General features: G+C 38.3%; 17 protein-coding genes. 10 read left to right on the top strand and 7 right to left on the bottom strand.

Going from position 1 to position 23,459, the window contains the following annotated elements; genetic code table 11:
• Positions 1-13 precede the first annotated feature (13 nt).
• Entirely contained in the window at positions 14-352 is a 339-nt protein-coding gene (gene fdx, locus KO525_RS10460; RefSeq protein ID WP_215963749.1) for an ISC system 2Fe-2S type ferredoxin, read from the top strand.
• Positions 353-476: 124 nt separating this feature from the next.
• Here fdx and KO525_RS10455 read toward each other — a convergent pair whose 3' ends face one another.
• Positions 477-854, bottom strand: coding sequence for a DUF3718 domain-containing protein (locus KO525_RS10455; protein WP_215963748.1), 378 nt, complete (start codon positions 852-854; stop codon positions 477-479).
• 571 nt (positions 855-1,425) lie between these two features.
• Between KO525_RS10455 and KO525_RS10450 the strand changes: the two genes are divergently transcribed.
• From KO525_RS10450 to KO525_RS10435, 4 genes are all read left to right on the top strand, one after another.
• A complete protein-coding gene (locus KO525_RS10450; protein WP_215963747.1) occupies positions 1,426-1,731 on the top strand; it encodes a hypothetical protein in 306 nt (101 codons plus the stop codon).
• Positions 1,732-2,568: 837 nt separating this feature from the next.
• Complete coding sequence (locus KO525_RS10445; protein WP_215963746.1) at positions 2,569-5,667, top strand: hypothetical protein; 3,099 nt, start codon at positions 2,569-2,571, stop codon at positions 5,665-5,667.
• Positions 5,668-5,902: 235 nt separating this feature from the next.
• Positions 5,903-7,534 carry an electron transfer flavoprotein-ubiquinone oxidoreductase gene (locus KO525_RS10440; protein WP_215963867.1) on the top strand — a complete coding sequence of 544 codons (1,632 nt, stop codon included), beginning with the start codon at positions 5,903-5,905 and terminating at the stop codon, positions 7,532-7,534.
• A 165-nt stretch (positions 7,535-7,699) separates the two neighbouring features.
• Positions 7,700-8,638: a diguanylate cyclase gene (locus tag KO525_RS10435; protein WP_215963745.1), complete on the top strand. Its 939-nt coding sequence runs from the start codon at positions 7,700-7,702 to the stop codon at positions 8,636-8,638.
• A gap of 39 nt (positions 8,639-8,677) precedes the next feature.
• On the opposite strand, the gene KO525_RS19985 is transcribed toward KO525_RS10435, so the two are convergent.
• From KO525_RS19985 to KO525_RS10420, 3 genes are read right to left on the bottom strand one after another with little or no spacing between them, the layout of a single operon-like run.
• The gene (locus KO525_RS19985; RefSeq protein ID WP_215963744.1) at positions 8,678-9,976 is read right to left on the bottom strand and encodes a response regulator; all 1,299 of its coding nucleotides are present in this window, start codon (positions 9,974-9,976) and stop codon (positions 8,678-8,680) included.
• Positions 9,977-9,981: 5 nt separating this feature from the next.
• On the bottom strand, positions 9,982-10,332 hold the full coding sequence (locus KO525_RS10425) for a hypothetical protein (protein ID WP_215963743.1): 351 nt from the start codon (positions 10,330-10,332) through the stop codon (positions 9,982-9,984).
• A gap of 26 nt (positions 10,333-10,358) precedes the next feature.
• On the bottom strand, positions 10,359-11,600 hold the full coding sequence (locus KO525_RS10420; protein ID WP_215963742.1) for an EAL domain-containing protein: 1,242 nt from the start codon (positions 11,598-11,600) through the stop codon (positions 10,359-10,361).
• Between the two features lie 410 nt (positions 11,601-12,010).
• On the opposite strand from KO525_RS10420, the gene KO525_RS10415 reads away from it, so the two are divergent.
• The 4 genes from KO525_RS10415 to KO525_RS10400 all read left to right on the top strand — a co-directional run bounded on the left by KO525_RS10415 (position 12,011) and on the right by KO525_RS10400 (position 18,142).
• Positions 12,011-14,845 carry an ATP-binding protein gene (locus tag KO525_RS10415; protein WP_215963741.1) on the top strand — a complete coding sequence of 945 codons (2,835 nt, stop codon included), beginning with the start codon at positions 12,011-12,013 and terminating at the stop codon, positions 14,843-14,845.
• On the top strand, positions 14,838-15,188 hold the full coding sequence (locus tag KO525_RS10410) for an Hpt domain-containing protein (RefSeq protein WP_215963740.1): 351 nt from the start codon (positions 14,838-14,840) through the stop codon (positions 15,186-15,188). The genes KO525_RS10415 and KO525_RS10410 overlap by 8 nt, the downstream gene beginning before the upstream one ends.
• A complete protein-coding gene (locus KO525_RS19980; RefSeq protein ID WP_215963739.1) occupies positions 15,181-16,530 on the top strand; it encodes a response regulator in 1,350 nt (449 codons plus the stop codon). Before KO525_RS10410 ends, KO525_RS19980 begins: the two co-directional genes overlap by 8 nt.
• Before the next feature lie 205 nt (positions 16,531-16,735).
• Entirely contained in the window at positions 16,736-18,142 is a 1,407-nt protein-coding gene (locus KO525_RS10400) for a polysaccharide lyase family 7 protein (protein WP_215963738.1), read from the top strand.
• Positions 18,143-18,234: 92 nt separating this feature from the next.
• On the opposite strand, the gene KO525_RS10395 is transcribed toward KO525_RS10400, so the two are convergent.
• Positions 18,235-19,074, bottom strand: coding sequence for a DHHA1 domain-containing protein (locus KO525_RS10395; protein WP_215963737.1), 840 nt, complete (start codon positions 19,072-19,074; stop codon positions 18,235-18,237).
• A 487-nt stretch (positions 19,075-19,561) separates the two neighbouring features.
• On the opposite strand from KO525_RS10395, the gene KO525_RS10390 reads away from it, so the two are divergent.
• Positions 19,562-20,968: an ATP-binding cassette domain-containing protein gene (locus KO525_RS10390; RefSeq protein WP_252736841.1), complete on the top strand. Its 1,407-nt coding sequence runs from the start codon at positions 19,562-19,564 to the stop codon at positions 20,966-20,968.
• A gap of 119 nt (positions 20,969-21,087) precedes the next feature.
• Here KO525_RS10390 and KO525_RS10385 read toward each other — a convergent pair whose 3' ends face one another.
• Together KO525_RS10385 and KO525_RS10380 are read right to left on the bottom strand one after the other, a co-directional pair.
• Positions 21,088-22,647 carry a cell wall metabolism sensor histidine kinase WalK gene (locus KO525_RS10385; protein WP_215963736.1) on the bottom strand — a complete coding sequence of 520 codons (1,560 nt, stop codon included), beginning with the start codon at positions 22,645-22,647 and terminating at the stop codon, positions 21,088-21,090.
• Positions 22,647-23,456: a response regulator transcription factor gene (locus KO525_RS10380; protein WP_215963735.1), complete on the bottom strand. Its 810-nt coding sequence runs from the start codon at positions 23,454-23,456 to the stop codon at positions 22,647-22,649. The genes KO525_RS10385 and KO525_RS10380 overlap by 1 nt, the downstream gene beginning before the upstream one ends.
• Positions 23,457-23,459: the final 3 nt, after the last annotated feature.

Raw genomic sequence — 23,459 nt, 5'->3', positions numbered from 1 at the left:
GTAGAGATTAAACATGCCTCAAATAATTGTATTACCTCACCCAGAGCTTTGCCCCGATGGCGCAGTATTGGAAGCAAAAAAAGGACAGTCGGTACTGGACGTTGCATTAGCGAATGATATAGATGTTGAACATGCTTGTGAAAAGGTATGTGCCTGTACAACATGTCATATTATTGTTCGTGAAGGTTTTGATTCACTGTCTGAGAGCGATGAGCTGGAAGACGATATGCTAGATAAAGCATGGGGTTTGGAAATGGAATCACGTTTAGGCTGCCAAGCCATTATTCAAGATGAAGATTTGGTTGTTGAAATTCCTAAGTACAGTCTAAACCACGCAAAAGAAAATAATTAGTTTTTTGTCTGAAACAAAAATGGCGTTAACACTTAAGTGTAACGCCATTTTTTTTGCTTTATAAAAGAGCGATTTGGTTAACTCTAAAAGTTAACGAAAAATCTGATCTTTGAAATATAAGCAATTATTCGCCCATTCTGTCTCGAGCAATTGCAACGACTGGAGAAGCACTGTGACCAAATTCGTCAGCCCATTGAACAAGTGTTTTGCCATTTGATTCTGGAGTGTTTAACGCAACAACAGGTAATTTTGAAACGATAAATCCACCAACAGAATTCGCTTCGCTCGTAATTGCAAAACGTAACATTGTTTGACCGTCACACAAAACAGAGTCATAGATGTTTCTGATCCGTATGTTGTTTGCTTTCAAAACTTTACGTAAACGTGATTTATTATCAACTTCGATATAACTACAAATTGTTTCAGCTAAACCGTCGTTAGCTTTTACATACGTCGGCGCAAACATAGTTGCAAGTAAAACAATTGTTAATACACTTTTCAATTTTGTATCCTCTAAAAAATTTTGCGCATCATAAATGTTTTAAAACTAAGTGCAAATTTTGCTCAATATAGGTGTTTTTGATTTTTTGCTAAAGTGTATAGCTAAGTTAACGCACGTAATTGGAATAACACACTACATTTACGCGATTAGTTAAAAAAATTCATTTGAACGTATTTTTTGATGCTGTAATGAATAGTTTCCATATAGCGGTTTTACAAAATGTTTTCGGCTGACATATTTAGATGTTTTGTAAAGTACTTCTTGGTGTTTATTAACATATAAAAATACGTTAGCGCTAGGCGGGTTAGCTACTCTAGCTGTTTATCGTTTTTTTATACGGGTAAACTCTAAATTTTTATCGGGTGAGTTAACGTGAATTAGACGGTAAAAAAGAGCTTGTGCCTAAAAAAACGATGACTTTAAAATCGACGCTAAATTCTTGTAACATGGTCATTAAGTTTGTTATAACAAGGCAAGTTCGGCAAATGTACTACTGCATCTTAATGTTTTAGAATTGCTAACTAATACAACGTTAATCCAAGTTTATGGACACAATTTAAAAGGAACAATTATGAAAACATTAAAATTAGTTTTTATTTCGCTTATGGTAGTAACTGCAGTTGGTTGTAAATCGACGGCTGATAAAGCGACTACGAGTAAAGAAGTTGCTCAAAATATGACACAAGAAGAAAAATTAAAGCAAGCTAAAGCTGATATAAAGTGTCGTAGTGAAGCACCTACCGGTTCACGTATCTCTAAAATGAAATGTACAACGAAGAAACAACGTCAAGCACGTTCACGCACTAAAACCGTTTTAGATGAAGTATTGCAAAACCAAGTTGGCGCCCTTAAAGGTCCAGTTGGTGGTGGTAACTAGAATTACCACAATTAGTTGATCGGCTGATTATTTAGCCGTTGTCTAACTGAATAGGGGGTGAAGCAATTTCGCTTCCTATAGTTAGTGCTTTCTCAAACTATCGCATCATTGTGTCATTTAATAACGAGTACAAAAAGACACGTTTTTTAAAGTAAATTCCTTAAATCAAATTATTGTTAGCACAAATGAACGGTCTGCAACTTTGGAAATACCTTAGTATAGCGATATGTCAGGTATCTTAGTTGGAGACGCATTAGCACGACAGTCATAAATTTTTTGCAAAAATTTAAACGGCCTAAAATAAGCTGACCCTCCACCAAATTAATCACAAGTTTAAGCATAAGTTTAATTTTAACCAGACACCCACACAAAATTAAACAGACACCCACCCAAAATTAAGCACGAGTATAAGCAGGCTCCCATACAAATTTAACCAGACAGCCATTCAAAATTAACCAGACACCCACACAAAATTAAGCACGAGTATAAGCAGGCTCCCACACAAAATTAACCAGACACCCACCCAAATTAAACACAAGTTAAAGCAGATAAGTTTAAGTAGACACCCACACAAATTTAACCAGGCCCCCATGCATTTTTAAGTAGACACCCATGTGAGTTGAAGCCTGAGTTTAAGCAGACACCCATGTAATTTTAAGTCTGAAAATTAAACCAGACATCCACCGAATTTGGGCCTTCGGTTATGTGTTTAGGTAGCGATTAACTGTAATTGTTTTAGGGATTTTTCGATAATAGTTAAAACCCTCTATGCTATTGACGACCTTAATTTAATTAAGTAGTTTGCGTATTCTATTTTTACAATTAGGTTCTATTTTTATGACACGGACGTTGATATTTTTACTGCTTATTTTAGATTTTACCAACTTATCCCACGCAGCAGTTCCAATGACAAAAGTTGAGTTTAATGCTCAGCTTTCATCGCCTATCGTCCGTAACGACACTGATTCTGACCTCAGAATAAAAATTTCTGATGGTTTCCTGTTGGCTTTTTTAGATGACAATAAATTAGAAATAAGAAAGTTTAGCCATTCAGGAGCGCAAAATAAGTCCTTCGGAGTTAATGGCGAAGCTTCGATTGAATTTGTAGACAGTGCTTTTTTCCAACCGTTGGGGAATCAATTAGGCAGTATCTTTGTTGATGAGGGAGGGGATATATATATTTCATTGTTGACTGGTTTAGAAGGCTATGATGTTGAAAAACGGCAAGTTCACTTATTTAAATTTTCTAGTGACGGCACAGCAGACAAATATTTTGGTAAAACAGGTTGGTCTATGAGGTTGTTTTATACTCACAGATACAGCTTGGGCTACTTTGTTAAAACATTTATTACTGGTTCTACTAATAATCAAGTCTTGCTCGGTGTCAGTTTGGGATTTGGTGATACAACATTTATACGTATAAACCAAGATGGCTCTATTGATAGGACTTTTGCTGATGACGGCATGAAGTCGTTTGCTAGTAATTTTTATATTTCTGACGGCGATAAATTATCAGGTTCAAAACAAAACCACATCGGGGTAAGAACGAGCGCGTTAAAAACAGACGCAGGTAAGACTTATCATGCAATAAACAGCGTCCAAGGTGTGTGGTACATAAATATTGATGGTGATCTGTTAGGCGACATTGATTTAAAAAATTACAGTGCAGATGTATTTAGTGAATTTGAAGAAGATAAGTTTCATTTTAGAACTGAATTTGCAACAGACATTGTTAACGGCGAGCAGTTTGTAATTGCCGAAGTAAAACGCAAAAATGTAGAATATGACAAATCCTTAATGATATTTAAACTTAAAGATAAGGCGATCGACTTAACATTTGGTACAAAAGGTGTGTTTTGGATAAAAGGTGACGTAAATTATTTCTTTGGTGGAAATGCTGAATATGCAAAAGACGGTGGTCTTTTATTTACTTACAAGGGGGAAAATCCAAGAAACACATACTTCCGCTATTTGTCGCCAGCTGGAGTACAAACATCTCCTACTCAACCCGCTTCGTTTAATACAAACTTATACTATATTGATAATTTATACGGTCAAGGTAATCCTGTATCCTTTGAATCATTTAGTGATGGAAGAAGACTCGTTTATACCGATAATCAACGTTTTTTTATGCTCGATATAAATGGTCAGTTAGACAACGCATTTTCCCAAGGAAGTGACTTAAGCACAAAGTCCGATTTACCGTTAAATAAACCCTATGTAATTGATGGTAATAATAATATTTGGACGTATCGCAATTCTGCTATTTATCGCTATAACCAATTTGGAAAGCTGGATACAAATTTTCTTGAGGGTAAAAATAATTACCTTAAAGTCGAAGGGTACTCTGTTTTAAAAATTAGCTGGATAGAACCAAATATTGACGGTGGAGTTGATGTATTCCTAATAGACAAAACTGCAGCTTATCGGGGTCAGCAAGACGTTATTATTTTACGGCTAGATGAAAACGGTTCGCTTGACGTCAATTTTGGTCAGAATGGACTAGTCATTTTTACTTGGGATGATAATTTCGGAAATATTGGATATGACACTAGCAATTTAAAGGTTTTGCGAACTGAAAAAAATGAAACTCTAATAATGGTGACGGTTGAATCGCCCGCTGTTCCCAGTTTTTTAACTTTATTTAAGCTAGATGCCAACGGTAATTTCATTACTGAGTTTGGCAACAATGGGGTGGCTGAATTTAAGCACGATACAAGTGTTACAGGGCTTTCTTTCACTCCTGATAGTGCTAATAATATTTATATAACAGGTGTATTTGACGAATATGGCAAATATGAAGTCAATTCGACAGGGTTCATCGCTAAACTGAATGAAAAAGGTCAGGTACAATTTGATTTTGCTGAGGAAGGTATACGTTTGTTAGAAAACGATGTATTGCCCAAGTCGATATGGATGATAGATCAGCACCAATTTTATGTCATTATTGATGGCGGAATACTGGGGCGCCCGACATTTCAGCTCAAATCATTTGACATAAACGGTAATGCCACTAGTGATTTGGTTGATGCAGATAGTTTTATGTTAAACATGTCAGAAGATATGATCCCAGATAAAAGATCGGCATATAATTACTTTAGTGATTCGAGTGGAAACCAATTTAATAAGATAGATAATAACAAAGTCGAAATAATGACGAGTTCGTTGCATGGCGTCACATTGCACAGTGTTGACTTTAGTCAACCGATCGAATTTAAAAAAGAAAATTTCAACCTGACTGTTACCGAAGATAGCGGAAATTCGTCCTTTTTGTTGCCTCAGGTAAGTGCCAATTCCAGTGAACTCCTTATCATTAATTCTCCTATGTCAGGTGTTGCGATGTATGACAATAATAATGGCAACTGGGAAATTACTTATCGACCAAAACCAAATTTTTTCGGAGAAGATAATTTTTCTGTAGAAATTAAAACAGAGAGTTTGGTTTATCAGTATCTAATATCTGTTGAAATAGTTCCCCAGGAAGATCCGATTTTTCATAATACTAGGCTACAGGTTTTAAACTATCATAGCGATGACTTTGAAGTTATTGCGGGCTCAATTATCAGCATTAACGGCGTTATAAATACATTTGACCGGCTTCGACAATATAACGAAACGTATAATTTCGATGATTACACTTGGTATGCAGATGATGTAGTAGTTGCGAGCGGCGCTTCAGTTTTAACTGTCGACGAAAGCATGCTTGGCAAAATAATTCGATTCGAGGGTACTTTTCATTTTAAGGAAGGTTGGCAAAAAACGTACTCCATTTCAACGGATGAACCGATTGGTAACGTTGAAACTTCTAATAGCAATAAAGATAAAAGCACTGAAAAATCATCTGGCGCACTTGATGACTACTTGTGGTTGGTGCTACTTATCATGTTACGGCGGTACGCATATTTGGCTAAAGCGATATTCGCGCGCGATAAGTGAGCAAACATATTCGATAGGCAATTTTGTCAAAAATTCATTCCGAATTATTTTTTTACTCAATTTCAAAAATAAGTCTAGTAAATGCAGTTTACGTAAAGGTAAGGTAGAATCGATTTAAATAGCCTGTTCAGCTTTAAAACTAAGCAAATCCCTACTATAAATAAACTGATACATGGCACCGAAAAAATTATAAAAATAACGGGAGAGTATTTTGTCTGAAATCGAACGCGAATCTATGGATTTTGATGTAGTCATTGTTGGCGCTGGACCAGCGGGTTTATCTGCGGCTATTCGAATAATGCAAAAGGCTCAGGAAAATGAGCAAGAATTATTGGTTTGTGTTGTTGAAAAAGGCTCTGAAGTTGGCGCTCATGTGTTATCTGGTGCCGTTTTTGAACCTAAAGCACTTAACGAACTTATCCCTGATTGGTCTGAAAAAGACGCACCGCTTATAACTAAAGTGAGCCACGATGAAGTCTACTTTTTACGTAATGAAACCGGCTCAAACACGGTTCCTAGCTTTGCTTTCCCAAAAACTATGCACAACGATGGTAATTATATTGTCTCTATGGGCAATGTATGCCGTTGGTTGGCAGAACAAGCGGAACAATTAGGTGTTGAAATATTCCCAGGGTTTGCCGCATCGCGTGTTTTATATAAAGACGGTGCAGTCGTTGGTATTCAAACCGGAGATATGGGGCTAAATGAAGAAGGGCAACAAAAAGATTCATTTATGCCTGGTATGGAACTGAAAGCAAAATATACTATTTTTGCCGAAGGTGCTAGAGGTCATTTAGGCAAAGAATTAATTTCTAAATTTGAACTCGACCGTGATTCATCGCCTCAACACTTCGGATTAGGCTTCAAAGAGCTCTGGGAAGTCTCTCCAGAGGTTCATCAAGAAGGTTTAGTGATACATACCGCTGGTTGGCCATTATCGAGTGAGTCGAATGGTGGTGGCTATCTTTACCATGCCGATAATAATCAAGTTGTCTGTGGATTAATTGTTGATTTGAACTATTCAAATCCACATATGAGTCCATTTGATGAATTCCAAAGAATGAAACATCATCCGGTATATGCTAAATATTTAGCAAATGGTAAACGGATCTCATACGGTGCGCGCGCTATCGCCAAAGGCGGACTTTATTCCTTGCCTAAAATGACGATGCCGGGCGGCTTCTTGGTCGGCTGCAATGCAGGGACATTAAATTTTGCGAAGATCAAAGGTAATCATGCCGCTATGAAGTCTGCAATGATCGCAGCAGATACTATTGTCGACGCTTTGTTAGCAGGCGATGAAGGGCAATCTGACTTAGTTCAGTATCAAACATCATTTGAACAGAGTTGGTTATATCAAGAACTGGAAAGCGCTAAAAACTTTGGTGGCGCGCTGCACAAATTAGGGACCATTTTTGGCGGAGCGTATAACACGTTAGATCAAAATCTATTTGGCGGCAAAATGCCGTTTACCTTTAAAGATGAAACGCCTGATTATGCGACAATGAAACCGGCAGCCAAATGTGATCCAATTCACTATCCTAAACCTGACGGAAAGTTGAGTTTTGACAAATTGTCTTCGGTATTTTTGTCAAATACGAATCATGAAGAAGGGCAACCTGTTCATTTACAACTTATTGACAAAGATATACCGATTAAAGTCAATTTAAACGTGTTCGATGAACCAGCGCAGCGCTATTGCCCTGCAGGTGTCTATGAGATCGTTGAAGAGTCAAACGAAAAACGTCTACAAATCAACAGCCAAAACTGTGTCCATTGTAAGACTTGTGACATTAAAGATCCCTCACAAAATATAATTTGGGTTACACCAGAAGGTGGCGGTGGTCCAAATTATCCAAATATGTAGTAACGCCAAATTCCATTAACGCTTAACAGGTGAAAATTAAATAAAGGTTGTTAGGAATGAAGATTAACCCCTTCATTCCGTCAAAGTATTACTTAAAAAGCTCCGTTAGGTGTTATGGTTGGTCATTCAAACTGGTAAAACATTACAACAAAGGAAGGGTTGGTAATGGAAAAGAAGTTAACCGCAGAGACGACTCAAGGCTTTTTAATTTACCTTTTAGAAGATGATGCGTTTTCCGCAACGGTAATTAGAAAAGCACTCAATACCGATGTTTTTCAAAGTCATACTTTAGTTGTGTTTGATTCTTTGGAAGCGTTGTTAACCGGGCTTGTTAACTTTACCCCTGAGATTGTACTTGTCGACTTAAATGTCCCCGATTCTAGAGGGCTCGACACTATCATTAAAATAAGCTCATTAATTGACGCAATTCCCATAGTTGTTGTTTCGGGTGCTGAGGCCGACTCCACTGGTGAAGAATTTATTAATTACGGAGCTCAAGACTTTATTCCTAAATCAGAGCTAACCGCGTCGTTGCTGTTACGTGTTATTCGATTTTCTATTTTAAGAGTTAAAACCAGTAAAAGTTTACAGCGTTCTGCCAAACATGATTTTCTGACCAAGTTATATAACCGTGAAGCATTAATTGAAAAACTAGATGTGATGATAAATTGCGGTGTACGTTACAACACAAAATTTAGTGTTTGTTATTTGAAAATTAATAATATTCCCCAAATAAATGAAAAACATGGACATCAGGCTGGAGATGACATTTTGTCTCTCATCGCCAACAGGTTACGACTATTTAGCCGAGCGTCGGACTTTATTGCGCGCTACGATGGCAATGAATTTGTGACTATGTTTCCTAATTCGCAGACAATTCAAGATGCTATTTCTGCGGCCAAAAGCCAGCTGAAAACGATTGACGATAATTACATGATCACAGACCAAAATGGTGAAACAGTTAATGTGGTAGTGGACTGTAGCGTGGGTTTAGCAATAAACAGTAATAACTGCGATACATCAGCCGAGATAATCGAAAAAGCATTTTTAAGCTGCCAGGGGGCAAAATTAAAAAATCGTGCAATCGGGGCTATAGAAGAATAGGCGTTTTTATTTTGTGTGGTTTAGACAATTTCCCTATGGTCAATATTCATAGCCGCATTTATCTAGTGCCACGCGTAGCGTCGATTCACGAAGGGGTTTTATTAAGTAGGCTTTTGCGCCAACTTGACCTGCGCGTCTAATTGTCAATTTACTGTGGCTACCGGTAAGTACAACTATAGATGTGTCAGCGTTTATTGATTTACTATTTGTTAGCTGCGCTGCGATAGATAACCCATCAGAGTCCGGAAGGTTAATGTCTAGAAAAACAATATCGTATTCATTGTTATCTAGTTTATTTAAGGCATCTCGGCCACTTACAGCATAATCAAATTTAAAGGTCGATTTCTTAAATAATCTAGCACTTAAATTTAGTGACATTTCGTCATCTTCAACTAAAAGGACTCTTATTTTCTGCGGACTTTGAAGCTCTCTAAGCCGTTTCTCAAAATCGATTGTTTGCTCGCCATTTAGTGGTGGGGTTGTAACTTTATGGTGTGCTGTACTTTGTTTTAATTCGTTTTGCTCTAGACTGGTGTCGCCAGTATTTTCGACCCGTTCAACCTCATCTATTGATGCATTATTCGGATCCATTTTTGTGACAAGAGAAGTTGTAGATTTTACAAAACCATTGAGCAAAGACAGGGCTTTGTTTTGCAATTCTAATAATTCAGGGCGGATCTCATTGGACTTTATTTGACTCAACAAGTTTTTTATATCGTCTAAATTTAGCTCTGCTTTTTGATTTTTTTCAAAACGTTCCTGAGCAGCAGTTATCGCTGAGTCGAGTTTTATTATGCTGTTTTCTAATTCGGTTTTAAACGCCTGTTTGCGATCCAAAGCCCCTTCAATTATTTCGACAAGTTCGTTTTTAAGCTCTAGATTAGTAAGTTGATATTGGATTCTGCCATTTGTCGTAAAATGAACGCCGAGCTCGCGTAGTAGTTGTTTGGCTAATAGAATAGGCCGTGTTTTTTCATAAAGCGGACGACTGATAAGGTATTCGTCAATTACCTGTGTGTTGTAGGCAGCAAACGCAGTTCCTTCCTCATTTTTTTTGCAAAGAACCACAAGCTTATGCTCACAACATGGGGTTGTTTTAAGGTCATCTATCAAAGAATAGTAGCGTTGGAGTGTGGTTTCGATGTGTTCAAACGAAAAAAATATGACTTTAGGCGTTAAGTCTTTCATTTGTTCAATTAATTTATTGATGTCTGTTATTACTAAAACATGTTGAAAGTAATCTAAGATCTTCGACACGGCTAAGGCATCAAGCTCATTATCCTCCCTAAAGATTATTATATGATTTAACTTATCTCTGGTACTGATTGACTTAGCCACGCCGTTTATAATTCCTGTAAAGATAACTTAATGTCGTTCATTGTATTGTTATAAGTTGATAAAAATAGTTGCCAATGATTGTCGAACCCATCTTCATTAAATGACTCTGTCTTTTCTAAAGTAAACGAGCATTGGCTTAGGGCGGTAGCCCCAATGTATCTACAGTTTGACTTAAGTGAATGGGAAATTAATTTAAAATTATCTAGGTCCATTTCATTTTTTAAGCGTAACAACTCACTGCGCTTTTTTACAAAATCTTTAGCTAGATCAACAATTGTCTGAATTTTTTCATCACGGTCTATACGACCAAATATCTTGTCAATTTCATCGGTATTTATAAAATTACTTTCTGCCATTGGAAAAACTCATATTTGTTGAAAAATTAAGTCGACAACGTTTGTGAAATATCTAACGAAGTCGTGTTTTTCCGGTTATTAAGCCAGATTTCTATCTGCTTACTATCTAATGCTTTACTAAAATAAAATCCTTGTAAAATATCACACCCCATAGTCCGCAATTGACTGATTTGTTGTTCTGTTTCAACACCCTCCGCTACGACTTTGAGACCCATTTTTTGAGCGAGTCTGACACTTGACTCAACCAAAAGTTGTGATGTTGGGCTGATATCAAGGTTTTGAGTAAAAACGCGATCGATTTTTAGTTCGGTAAAAGGAAATTTTTGTAATTGTTCAAGTGAGCTGAATCCGGTACCAAAATCATCAATCGACAAATTAAACCCTTTTAAGCTCAGTCGGGTCATCACATCTAGGGAATTTACAAAATCCAATGAAAGCTTGGACTCTGTTATTTCTATCACGACTTCAGAAAACTGTATTTTATTTTCATACAACAGGTCACTCAAAATTTCAGGCAATTCAGTATTATTTAATGAGTTTGAAGAAAGGTTAAAACTAATCGTCGCATAATCCAATTTGGATTTTATTTTTCTAAAGCTTTCTAATCCTTTTCTAAAAATTTGAAACGTGAGTTCATCAATTAAAAAGTTATTTTCGGCAACAGTGATAAACCTGTCTGGCATGATAAGACCCAGTTCCGGATGGTGCCATCTTGCGAGTGCTTCAAAACCAATAACATCTAATGTTTTTGCGTCAATTTGAGGTTGCAAATAACATTCAATTTCATCTCTAATGATTGCCTTGCCAAGCATGGCAACGGTAATTTCTGAAACAGCATTTCGTGAGATATTAGTGACAGTCGCTTTTTCGCTGACTGTCGTCACCGTTATTTGTGTCTGAAGTAAGGATGCAAGGGCATATTGGCTGACAGGTTTAGTTAACGTCCCTTTGTAATTTAGCCCACGTCGAATGGTTAATTCTACGATAGATTCAACAAGCCTAGAGTCTGTTCCTGTCATAATCGCGAGGGGAATTTGAGTTTCTAACTCCGCTAAATGTCTAAAAAATTCAACGCCATCCATTCCTGGCATTTTTAAATCACTGAGAATAAAGCCAATATCATTGCCGTGTTTTGTCACTAAATCCATCGCGGCAAAGCCATCAATAGCAATAAGCACCTTATGTTGACCCAGATCTTTTAGCATCCGAGCAAGTATTTTCCTCAATAATGGATCATCGTCTACAACGAGTATGAATTTATCAATCATGTAATTCTTTTTAATAAATACCAATGGATCAAATATAGACCAACTAAAAGTAATTGCCGTGTTGATTTAGATTAGATTTTAATTTTTTACACTCGTTTAATAAATTTGTCCGAATGGATAGGTTGTAGCTCTGCAATGGCTAACTGGCTTTCTGTGCAAAGTGAACTAAGCTATTCGTTAGCAAAGCTGAAGTATTTAGCTTCTGAAAAGCGGTCTAAACTGTTTTGTTTTTAAGATATTTGTAATTTACGTCAAGATATTTTGTTCTTAAATGCGCTAGATAAACATTACGTTCCCGCCACAAACGCACGATATAGAGTTGAAAAGTCGTTTTACTTTACTAGTTTATTCAAATCAGAATCTTATAGATGGCTAAATCGACCTACAAAATTAAAATATCCGGAGCATAAATGACAAGTAATCAAGAGTTAATCGACTATTTTGATTTTGCAAACATCGCCGCAGCTATTTTTGATGAAAAAGGCAATGCTAGTCGTTTGTCATCTGGTTTTGAAAATGAAATTTCTCCTTACCTTCCAATAAAAGTTGGCGAAAGTTTTGACCCTAAATGGCGCAGCGGTGCAACAACATTTGCGGCATTTTTAAAGCAACTTGTTGCGGGTGATAAGCAATTTGAACTGGTCGTAAATGATAGGGGAAATGTCCATCGAAAAATTAATGTTTCAGCAAAACGGATCCACACGAATACTGATATTTTTGTCATTTGCACATTTAAAATATCAACTGAAGTGATTGCTGACGAACAAAGTTATGCTCTTAGTTTAGACAAAATATTAACCGCCACTGAAAGTGCAGGGATTGGCACTTGGGAATATATTCCCAGTGTAAATAAAGCGTACTTTTCGGCACATATGAAAGCATTACTAGGTGTGAAAAAATCAGAACTTTTAGACTGGCAACACTTCAAAAAGCTAGTTTTGGAGGCAGATCAGCCCATATTCGATGTTTTTTTCTTAAATCACATTGAGTTATCAATTCCTCTGCAGTTTGAATTTCGGGTAGTTGTTTATGGCGAGTTAAAATGGTTTTCGTTACGGGGAGATGCTTATAAAAATAATTATGGCGTGACGAGTGTTGTCGGTTCATTACAAGATTGCACAGCAGAAAAAGAAGTTTTAGTTGAATTAAGTAATGCAAATGAATCAAAAAAACTCGCATTAGAAGCGGGGTTAATCGGCACTTGGACAGGTGTAGAAGGGCTCAATGGTCGATGGTTTTGGGATTGGGATCATGTCACTGCCGATATCTTTGAATTGGAAGATAAAGTCGGTTTAAAAAAAGGAAAGTGGCGGGACCGAGTGCACCATGACGATATAAACGAGTTACTGACGACATTAAATAAAGTGGTGTTAACCGAGCAATCATTTGAAGTCGACTTTAGGGTGTGTATTCCCGATAAAGCTGTTAAGCACATTCATGCCAAGGGCGTAATCAAACGTAATACTGATGAGCTTTCACGACAATTGTATGGTGTTTGTATCGACCAAACTGAGACCATTGTGCACCGTGAACAAATGCGTAAGCTCAATGTTGAATTAGAGCAACGGGTGGCACAACGAACCGAAGCATTGGCGCAAGCGTCTGAGCGTGCAGAGTTAGCTAATAAAGCAAAAAGTGATTTCTTAGCGATGATGAGTCATGAGCTACGGACGCCGATGAACGCTATTATTGGCAACTTAGAGCTGGCATTTGACGACGACCTAAAGCAGGAAACTCGATCTTTAATTGAAATTTCAAAAACGGCGGCAGATAACTTAGTTTCTATTTTGAATGATATTTTGGATTTGAATAAAATCGAAGCGGGTAAACTGGAATTGGAAGATGAACCCTTTTCCATTTCTGAGGTTATAGACAATATTTGTAAAATATTTCTTCCTGTTGCCTCCAAAAAGAACCTGATCCTCGATGTAAGGGAAGCCCCCGATATCCCCAAATTAGTTATGGGGGACGATGTTCGACTGAGGCAAATACTCTTTAACCTACTTGGTAATGCAATTAAATTTACCAGTTCCAATAGCGATAAAGTAGGCAAAATTGTCGTTGACGTTTATGTGGCTAAAACGACAGGGGCGCTCACGAGTATGGTCTTTTCGATTCGAGATAACGGTATTGGTATCGCCAAAGATGTCCAAAACTCTCTATTTTCACCTTTTGTGCAGGCAGAAAAGTCGACGACCCGGAAGTACGGTGGCACTGGTTTAGGTCTTGCAATTTGCGGTAAGTTAGCTGACATGATGGGCGGTCATATCGCGTTAGAAAGTGAGTTGCATGTCGGCTCTACTTTTTCACTTCATCTGCCTGTGTGGCGAGCAAGTGAAGATAACTTGGAAGCATCTAAATTACTCGACAAAAGAATCACAATAATTAATTTTAACCAGTACTTAGTTAAAGTGTCTCGACGATATAAAGCGTATTTAGAGTCGGAAGGTGCAAACGTTACTTTTATCCCCCACGAATTTACGGCCGAAGCGATTAAAACGCTCAATGCTGATGACATCGATATTACTTTTGCCTTGATTGGCGAAAACGAGTTTGTGAAGAATAATTTGGAACAGCTCGCACATTATATTCCCGCACATGACATTGCTGTCGCAATAGACCGTTCGGAGCTTGATACGTTTGTAAATAACAATCCAAAATTTAGACCTATCCCGATAAAACCAACAACGCGAAATCAGTTATTGTCCAACATTATTCATTTTTACGACTCAGACAAAAGATCAAAAGCACAAGCGGAGGCAGAAGCAGACGACTTCGATTTATTTGATGAGCTCGCTGAGCTTGATTTGTTCTCTACGGACGCTAATGCGACCGAACTCACTTCTAAACAAGACGATGTGGAGGCAACTAAAATCGCCGATATTCTTATTGTTGAAGATAATCCATTTAATCAAGATTTAATCAACAAGCAAATGGTGAGATTAGGCTACGTTGTCGACACTGCTGGCGATGGCGTAGAAGCCCTTAAAATGTGGCAAGAAAGAAACTATAAGTTAATTTTAACTGATTGCCATATGCCGGAAATGGATGGTTATGAATTGACGCTAAATATCCGTAAATTGGAACTTAAAGATATGATGACAACAATTCCCATCGTAGCAATTACGGGGGCGGCGATGTCAGGTGACAAAGAGCATTGCTTATCTGTTGGGATGAATGATTTTATTAGCAAACCGGTGAAATTAGCCGATCTGAAAACAATAATGGAGAAATGGTATGGATGAGGTATTAAGTACATTGTCCGTGTTGAATCGCGACATTATGAAAGAGTTAGTTGGTGATGATATGGAATATATCAAAAAGTGTGAATTGGACTTTATTCAACAGGCCCAGACTATTTATAATCAATTGGTTTCATCCTACAAAGAAGGTGATTTTACGAAAATTAAAGACCGTTCTCACTTTTTAAAAACGTCGTCAAAGGCAATTGGTGCAGAGCAACTTTCATATTATCTACAGACGCTTGAACATAATAGCACGGAGACAAAACGCAACGAATGCAAAGTATTAATTGTCAAAATAGGTAAGGCCATCAAATCGGTTTATGAGGAAATTAAACGTGGCTGAAGCAAATAATAAAATGGCGAGTAAACACCCTCAGGTCATTTTAATAAACGACAATAACGAAGATATATTGGGCGCAGCGGCAATTATCGCTGAGCAAGTCAGTGAGTTTCGTGCGATCCCAAATGCCAATAACATTGGAAAGGTAGTCGAGAAATTTCAACCACCCGTCATTCTATTTGCGCTTAATACTGTCATGGAAAGCATTGAATTGTATTCTAAATTAGTTGAGGAAAAGCTGGTTTCACATAATCACGATGCAATTTTGTTGTGTAAAAACAAAGAGTCCAATATTGCATTTCGAGCGTGTATAAAGGGGTTGTTCGACAATTATTTTGTTTACCAGCCGTTATATGAAAAATTTAGATTAAAAATTATTGTGCATAACGCATTAATAAAACATACCGTTAAAAAATATGAAGGCATTACGGATGAACAGTTTGACATAATCGATGAAGAGCTTGCTGAGCTCATTGATAAAGGGGTTGAGTGTAAAAGCGCATTGTCGGGCAGTATTCAAGATTGTAAAAATAAGCTAGGCCAAGTCGTTAGTGAATCGTCAGAAGAATTGACGAACGAAGATCCCCAAAAAGTATTGGAAAATATCGCTAAAAATCACTTAGCACCAATGTTAGAAAGTCTGGAAAAAGAGCTGCAAATTAGCCTCGACGACATGGTTGCGACTATGGTCGAGAAAAAAACATTGGCTACGGAAACCCGAGTCCATAATCAATACCAAGCAAATGAACGCAATAAACAACTGCAAAAAACCGTGGCGAAAAAGAAAAAACGTGACGAACAACAAAAGCTCACCGAGGGATCTAAAGAAGAGGCCAAAATCGAAGCCAACAATGAGGAAAGTAGCGCAATACATTTAAGTGATGGTAATGAGCCAGCTGCAATAGACAAACCTCAGCCAGAGCAAGAAGAGTTCGCTGGAGAAGCGTCTGAACCCAATTTAATTACGAAACAAAAATCCATTTTGGTTGTTGAAGACAATGATCTTTATCGCGAAATGTTAGTCAAAGTACTGGGTGATGCCAATTATATAGTGTCTCAAGCCGACGATGGTTTAGCGGCATTAAAGCTGATAAAGACCAAGCGTTATGATTGCATCATTATGGATTTATTTATGCCAAAACTGGATGGTTTAAATACGACCAAACATATTAATAAGACCGGCGGTGATAACCCTGTTCCTGTCATCGCACTTACGGGCAACAAGCGAAAAGACTTATTTAAAAAGTGGGCTTCTATGGGCATTAAAGGTTACATCATAAAGCCGTCATCTAAAGCGGAAATATTGGAACAAGTTGAAAAATGCGTTACGCCCGATGCCACATAGGGAGACATCTAAGGCCAACTAGTTGCCCGACGGAGGGGGCGTTGGTCATCAGCAAATGTGAAGTTAAGGTGTGCCACCTTAAAGTTAGTAATTGAGGTTGGTAATTTGTTATTACCAATTTAGTTGTCTTTTAATCAATACTAATTGCATTTGGTTGTATTTTTGGTAATAGTACTTGGTAATGCCAAAATATGAAGTTGTTAATATGAAAATAATATTATCTGCTATAGCTTTGATGCTATTGCTCGCTGGGTGTACTGCTGATCCGTCAATGGGAGAGTCAAAACCACAAAATGACACTGTCGTTGATGACAACTCTGGAACAACCGAACCGGAAACTTACCCCGACTTAGAACCTATTAGTTGCAGCTCAATTTTTGAGTTAGGTATTGAATCTGTATCTACTGAACAAACCGACGAGGTTGGTTTTTCCGTTAATTACCTCATTGATAAAAAATACAAAGATAACCTTGTTTGGAAGAGTCAATCAAACGGGACGAGCGCAATTATAAAACTGACCAAAGGGGCATTGATTTCAGACGTTCTAGTAAGTTGGCTAAATCCTAATATCAGTCATTATTATGAAATACATGTTTCTGACAATCTTGTCGACTGGCAAGAAGTTGTCGTTAGTGGTTCGTCAGACCCCGATAGCTTGATTGCAACTCGAATTAATTTTGACGAAGATGGAACCGGAGCGATAACTGGCCGGTTTGTTAAATTTACTTCTCTGGGTAACGAGCTAAACGATATTTCCGACATTATAGAAATTCAAGTTTTTGGCTGTGATAGAACGGTAACCCAAAATATCGAACTTATTGATTGGTATCTAAGTGTGCCAACTGATGTTGACAATAACGGAAAATCCGACAGCATTTATGAAAACGATTTGGCTGGTGGATATTTCGACCCACGATTCTTTTATCAATCGATTGATGCCGGATTAGTTTTTAGAACAAATGTCCGAGGTTTTAAAACTTCGGAAAACACTAAATATATTCGAACCGAATTACGTGAAATGTTACGCCGGGGAAATAAGAGCATATCGACTCAAGGGATCAATAAAAATAACTGGGTGTTTTCAAGTGCATCGGCTACGGAACAAGCAAAAGCGGGCGGGGTTGATGGTGTATTACGTACCACACTTAAAGTTGACCATGTCACATCAACCGGTGAAGATTATCAAATTGGACGAGTGATCATTGGCCAAATCCATGCAAATGACGACGAACCTATTCGACTTTATTATCGCAAGCTCCCTAATAATTCCAAAGGCAGTATTTATTTTGCACACGAAGTGTTGGGCGGCGATGATGTGTACCGTGAAATGCTAGGTTCACGTTCGGATAATGCCAGCAATCCTAGTGATGGAATTGAACTTGGTGAAACCTTTACTTATGAGATTAAGGTTGTTGGGGATCAACTTGACGTGACCATTTCTCAAAATGAAACACAGTTAGCGTTCGAACGATTTGATATGTCTGGCAGTCGTTACGGATCTGGTAATCAGTATATGTATTTCAAAGCTGGGGTTTATAATCAAAATAACTCGGGTGATAGTCACGATTATGCGCAAGTGACCATTTATGACTTGGTAAATACCCATAACTAATCGAATGTAGATTGCGTAAACGTAAAAATATTACAAATAAAAAGCGTTGAGCTTATTACTAAGTTCAACGCTTTTTTTTGACTTAACCAATACTAGCTTGGGTTAAGAAGATCACCGGTGGGTAACTGATCAAGCGCAATGGCAAAACCAGATGCGTGAAAATGCCCACCGCCGCCAGTAAAACGTTTCGCAATCTCAGAAACATCGACCCCGTCTTTAGCCGAACGTAACGAAAATATACGTTTGTCGGCGGTATCAAAATAGGTAACAGCAAAAGGATGCCCAATGGCTAGTTCGTTGCCAATTTCACTGGCCAATATGGTGGTATTTAACATTGGCACTTGATAGCCAGCAACCGTTACCATTCTTATTCCACGGCCTATAGCGCGTTTTACCAACTTCTGTTCATAAGCCAAAATCGTTTTTCCGCCTTCAATGACGTCGCTAATTTTAGTGTCGTCAAGTAACGGCATCCAAATATCAAAGTGTAATGCAAATAGCGACAAACCAGCTGAAAACTCTTTACTTTGTGGCAGTGCCCAAGTCCATAAGTCTTTGTCTTGAATATATTTAATAAGTAATGGCACTGGCAGTTTTGGATTAAAATGCTGCCAGGCGATCATGGCGCCACTACGTGACATGTCAAACGTACAATAATCTAGGTTTGCCAATGCACCTTCCGCCGATTTATGGTGGTCGAGTACGATCAGCGATTCTGCGCGGTTGTTAATATCTATGGTTGTTTCGCGATTATAGGCAAAATCAACGATGTAAACGGTTTTACCGTCAATGTCTGGAACTGGCTCACCATGGTTTGCTGCGTGAAATTCGGTAACGTCATTAGGGTGCTCTCTATCTAAAAATACCTTTAATGCGAGCGCTGCGCCAAATCCGTCGGGGCAAGATTTATGGTAAATAACAAAGTGGTGCATTGTGACTCCATGCTAGTCAGTAAACGTGTTTTTTCCGAAAAGTATCAACATATAATTAAGGCCAAAAAGGCAAAATAACGTTTCATCAAGTATAAGAAAAATTAGAATATAGGTAAGTGTATAACATTTCGGGTTCCGCAGTTTGTTATTCCCAGTAAATTACTTAAATTTGGCCCATTGATGGCTTCCCTTACGGCAAAATTAAGTGGCATCTAATGGCTCTGAAATAGTGGAATAAGCATAGGTAAGAGCTTAAGACAAAATAGACTTAAAGGTTGTTAACTCAATACATTTCCTAACTGGCTTCGTTTTATTGTTCAAATTGTAAAGTGACAAGATTTCATTTGCATATAGGTGCAAGTTGTCTGAGCGCTGTTGATACGAAAAGGTGATTATTAATAACGAGTTAGTTGTTGTGTTAAAAACAATTCAAATTATTATAATTAGTTCGTTTGTTTTCATTCAATTGCCATAAAGTAGTCCATAAATGCATTCACCGATAGTCGACATTAAAAATCTAATCCACGACAAGTTATCCATAGCACATTGGCAAATTAACGCCGGTCAAAAAGCTTGCGTTGTCGGGCGTAATGGTTCTGGAAAACAATACCTAGATAAAATGTTGATTGATGACGTTACCTTAGAGTCATTCGAGCGTTTTGTCGTCCCTAGTCCTGAACAAGTTAAGGTGGTTTCGTTTGAGACGCTTCAAGAGGTGTATGAAAACGAACTCAAAATTGATGAAACAGATATCACTGATTGTATCGATGATGGCACGCCGGCACGTGATTTTTTGCCAGTTAATCAACATCAAAATCCGCTTGTCGCACAGTTTTCACTGTCGCATGTTATGGATAAAGGGTATCGCTTATTAAGCACCGGTGAAAGCCGAAAGCTACTTATATTAAAAGCGCTATTAGACCATATAGAGTCTCCGCATTTGCAGCTGTTAATATGCGACAACCCGTTTGACAGTTTAGATTTAAAATCGGTTAATGAGTTATCAGACTTGCTTAATACTTTGAGTGATTATGGCATCACTGTGTTGTTGTGTTTAAGTAACCGCGATGATATTCCTGCTTGGTGTGAGCAAATTGCCATTATCGACGAAGGAAAATTAATCGATTTATCCGGTATTGATGAACAACAAATTCAACGCCAATTAGAGTCGTTAATGACCGACGAGTTAGCGGATGTCGCTTGGCCAGAACATCTAGAAGAACCCGCGCCATATCCCCACGATTATCTTGTTGAATTACAAAATGGCAAGGTCAGTTATCAATCGGATATTATTTTTAGTGAACTCGATTTTGCTATTAAGCCATTGCAACATACCTTAGTTACTGGCGCAAATGGTTGCGGTAAATCGACCTTGTTACAACTCGTCACAGGTGACCACCCGCAGTGTTACAACAACAAGTTGAGCGTGTTGGGTTTTGTTCGTGGGCAAGGCGAAAGCATATGGCAGATTAAAAAACAAATGGGCATTGTTAGCCCTGAAATTCATCGCCAATATCGGGTATCTTGTACCGTTTTGGCCACAGTAGTCTCAGGATTTTTTGATTCGATTGGGGTCTATCAGCAAGTTGAGTCAAAGCACACCGACATTGCCAAACAATGGTTAGCTAAAATAGGTATGTTGCAGTATAGCGCTAAACTCTTATCTGATTTAAGCTTTGGTGAGCAACGTCTGGTATTGATTGTTCGAGCGTTGGTTAAATCTCCGTATTTATTGGTTATGGATGAGCCTACGCAGGGCCTAGACGAAGTGAACCGTCATCGAGTTCTGAAGTTTTTACAAACGTTAGACCAACAAAAACACAGTACCGTATTATTTGTAAGTCATCGAGAAGATGAGTTTATTCCTATGTTTAAACAACATTTGGCCATGTAGAAAACCTAACGCGGACAAATCTCTAACTAAGTCAAAGCCTTTTAAACCGAACCAAGACGCCACTTTCCTTTGATGCGCTTGGTTTAAACAAACTCGTTATTGTCGTTATAAACGTGGGTTTACACTAACTGTGTTTTGACGACTTCAAAACTAAAACGGGTGCCTTTGCCAAGTTGGCTTTCAACGGATAATTCAGAATTAAATAGCTGTACCAACTTCTGGCTGATGGCTAATCCTAAACCTGCGTGGGATTGTTTATCTTCTTGGCTGTTGCTGGCGCGATATCTTGCATTAAAAATATGGGTAAGCTCATTTTGATTAATGCCAATTCCTGTGTCTTTAACTGCAATTTCCAGTTTTTTGCCATCTTTACTGTGTTCAGCAACCGAAAGGGTAATTTCCCCATTCTCTGGTGTATGTCTTATCGCATTGTCGATGAGATTGGACAGTACCCGCTCTAGCTTGCCAATATCGGCAAATATTTGATAGTTACATTCAGCTGGGTCGACGGTGATATTAATGCGTTTTGCAGCGGCTTTAAGTTCAAACTTAGCTGCCACGTCGTAGATGAGTTCACCAAGAGCGACAGACTCATTTTGCAGCGTAACTTGGCCACCTTCGAGGTACGCTAATTCGAATATCTGGTCTATTAACAGCTTTAAGTTTTTGGAATTTTTCATTGAAATATCAATGAATTTACTGCGCTCCACTGCTGATAACTTCTCACCGTGTATATGTAACGTTTCGATGTAACCTTGTAGGCTCGCCAATGGTGTACGTAGGTCATGCGATAGATCTGCAAGTAATACACGGCGTTGTTCGTCGATATTTTGCAATTGACTAAATTGCTTCTGAATTTGGCCTAACATGGTATTGATCGTGGTAACTACAAGTTGCAGTTCGTTGTCCTGTGACATGGTTAAATTGAGATTAAGTTTTTGCGTTTCCCAATTTTCATTGCTAAGTCCTTTTATCGCGTTAGAAATTTTGCACAAAGGCAAGGTGAAATAACGAAATAACCCTAAAAGCAATAGCAGCATAACTGCCAGTGAAATCGCGGCAATTATTGAAGACTCGCCAAACTGATTGTTGGCTTTGACAGCTTGCATTATCGAGTCGTAGTTCTCGCCACGGATAATGATATACAAGTAGCCTTGTAATTCACCGTCTCGCAATACAGGAGCTGCTGAGAATATTTTTTGATGATCAACTTGCCTTGGGTCGTCGCCCAAAATTGGCAAAGAGGTGATTAAATTGTTGTCTACGCTTGTATCAACACTTGTATCTGAGGCCGCATTTTGAGGGGGTAAAGTCGCAGTATTAATGCGATTGCTAATTACCGATTTAATGGGGGTCGTATCAATATGAGTGCGTTTTACTTTACCGGGGTCGGCAGAGTAAGTGATGATTTTGCCCTGTGTATCGACGTAGTAAAACTCAAAGCTTGGGCCTAGCATCATAAGGGTATGAAATAGGCCTTTTAATGCATCGTAATCATAAACCCCCTGCGCCAATAACGGGTTGTCTGTCACTAAATGTTCGGCTAATCCAAGATGGAGTCGCTGCTCCGATTCTAGTTGGGTATTTTCTTTTAGCTCTCCACTCCACCATACAACCAAATAAATGATTGCGGCAAAAACCAAAGAGAGCGATAAAACGAGTCGTTTATACAAAGACATTAGTGAGTTCCCTTCAGTTTAGAAGTCGTGGATTGGGTAGCGTTGTTATTGTTATTGGTATTGGTATTGCTATCGAACATAGACGATTTGGTATTTTGGGCGTTGAGCTTATAACCTACGCCCCAAACAGTTTGGATGATTTCCGCGTTTGTTGGGTTTTGTTCAAGTTTGGCCCGTAGGCGATTAATATGTGAATTCACCGTATGTTCGTAGCCACTGTGACCATATCCCCAAACGGCTTCTAGCAATTGCGCACGGCTAAATACTTGATCTGGATGTTTGGCAAAATGTTTTAATAAATCAAATTCAGTGGCGGTTAGTTCTAACACGGTTTGGTCTATAGTGGCCCGGTGCAATTGACCATTAATTAGTAAACTTCCGACTTGATAGGAATCAGCAACGTCAGATGTTAAAGGCGACATACCATATCGCTGGTTAAGGATATTAACTTTACGTAATTGTGATCTGACGCGGGCTTGCAGCTCACGCACGCTAAAGGGTTTGGTCATGTAGTCATCGGCGCCTAGTTCGAGTCCAAGGACACGATCCATTTCGGAATTTTTGGCCGTTAACATGATGATAGCTTGTTCGGGCTTTTCGTGTCTGACCTGCTTGCAAATATCTAAGCCAGACAATGAAGGCAACATGACATCCAAAAGCAAAAGACTAAAAGGCTCGTTAAGAGCCTTTGCTAATGCTTTAGAACCGTCAGACTCGTGCTCTGTATGAATACCTAATTCTAACAAGTTGACGCGAATTAGGTCAGCGATGTCAAAATCATCTTCCACAATAAGCACTGAATCTGTCATAGT

It is taken from the genome of Psychrosphaera sp. B3R10, assembly GCF_018861025.1.
Classification (GTDB): domain Bacteria; phylum Pseudomonadota; class Gammaproteobacteria; order Enterobacterales; family Alteromonadaceae; genus Psychrosphaera; species Psychrosphaera algicola.
Note: the sequence above shows the minus strand (reverse complement) of the source record. Positions and strands in the feature narration are given on the sequence as shown.

Coding starts and splice junctions, on each gene's coding strand:
- KO525_RS10440 (WP_215963867.1), top strand. CDS start 5,903: ATGGATTTTGATGTAGTCATTGTTGGCGCTGGACCAGCGGGTTTATCT.
- fdx (WP_215963749.1), top strand. CDS start 14: ATGCCTCAAATAATTGTATTACCTCACCCAGAGCTTTGCCCCGATGGC.
- KO525_RS10395 (WP_215963737.1), bottom strand. CDS start 19,074: ATGCACCACTTTGTTATTTACCATAAATCTTGCCCCGACGGATTTGGC.
- KO525_RS10435 (WP_215963745.1), top strand. CDS start 7,700: ATGGAAAAGAAGTTAACCGCAGAGACGACTCAAGGCTTTTTAATTTAC.
- KO525_RS10420 (WP_215963742.1), bottom strand. CDS start 11,600: ATGATTGATAAATTCATACTCGTTGTAGACGATGATCCATTATTGAGG.
- KO525_RS10400 (WP_215963738.1), top strand. CDS start 16,736: ATGAAAATAATATTATCTGCTATAGCTTTGATGCTATTGCTCGCTGGG.
- KO525_RS10385 (WP_215963736.1), bottom strand. CDS start 22,647: ATGTCTTTGTATAAACGACTCGTTTTATCGCTCTCTTTGGTTTTTGCC.
- KO525_RS10410 (WP_215963740.1), top strand. CDS start 14,838: ATGGATGAGGTATTAAGTACATTGTCCGTGTTGAATCGCGACATTATG.
- KO525_RS10445 (WP_215963746.1), top strand. CDS start 2,569: ATGACACGGACGTTGATATTTTTACTGCTTATTTTAGATTTTACCAAC.
- KO525_RS10380 (WP_215963735.1), bottom strand. CDS start 23,456: ATGACAGATTCAGTGCTTATTGTGGAAGATGATTTTGACATCGCTGAC.
- KO525_RS10425 (WP_215963743.1), bottom strand. CDS start 10,332: ATGGCAGAAAGTAATTTTATAAATACCGATGAAATTGACAAGATATTT.
- KO525_RS10390 (WP_252736841.1), top strand. CDS start 19,562: ATGCATTCACCGATAGTCGACATTAAAAATCTAATCCACGACAAGTTA.
- KO525_RS10415 (WP_215963741.1), top strand. CDS start 12,011: ATGACAAGTAATCAAGAGTTAATCGACTATTTTGATTTTGCAAACATC.
- KO525_RS10450 (WP_215963747.1), top strand. CDS start 1,426: ATGAAAACATTAAAATTAGTTTTTATTTCGCTTATGGTAGTAACTGCA.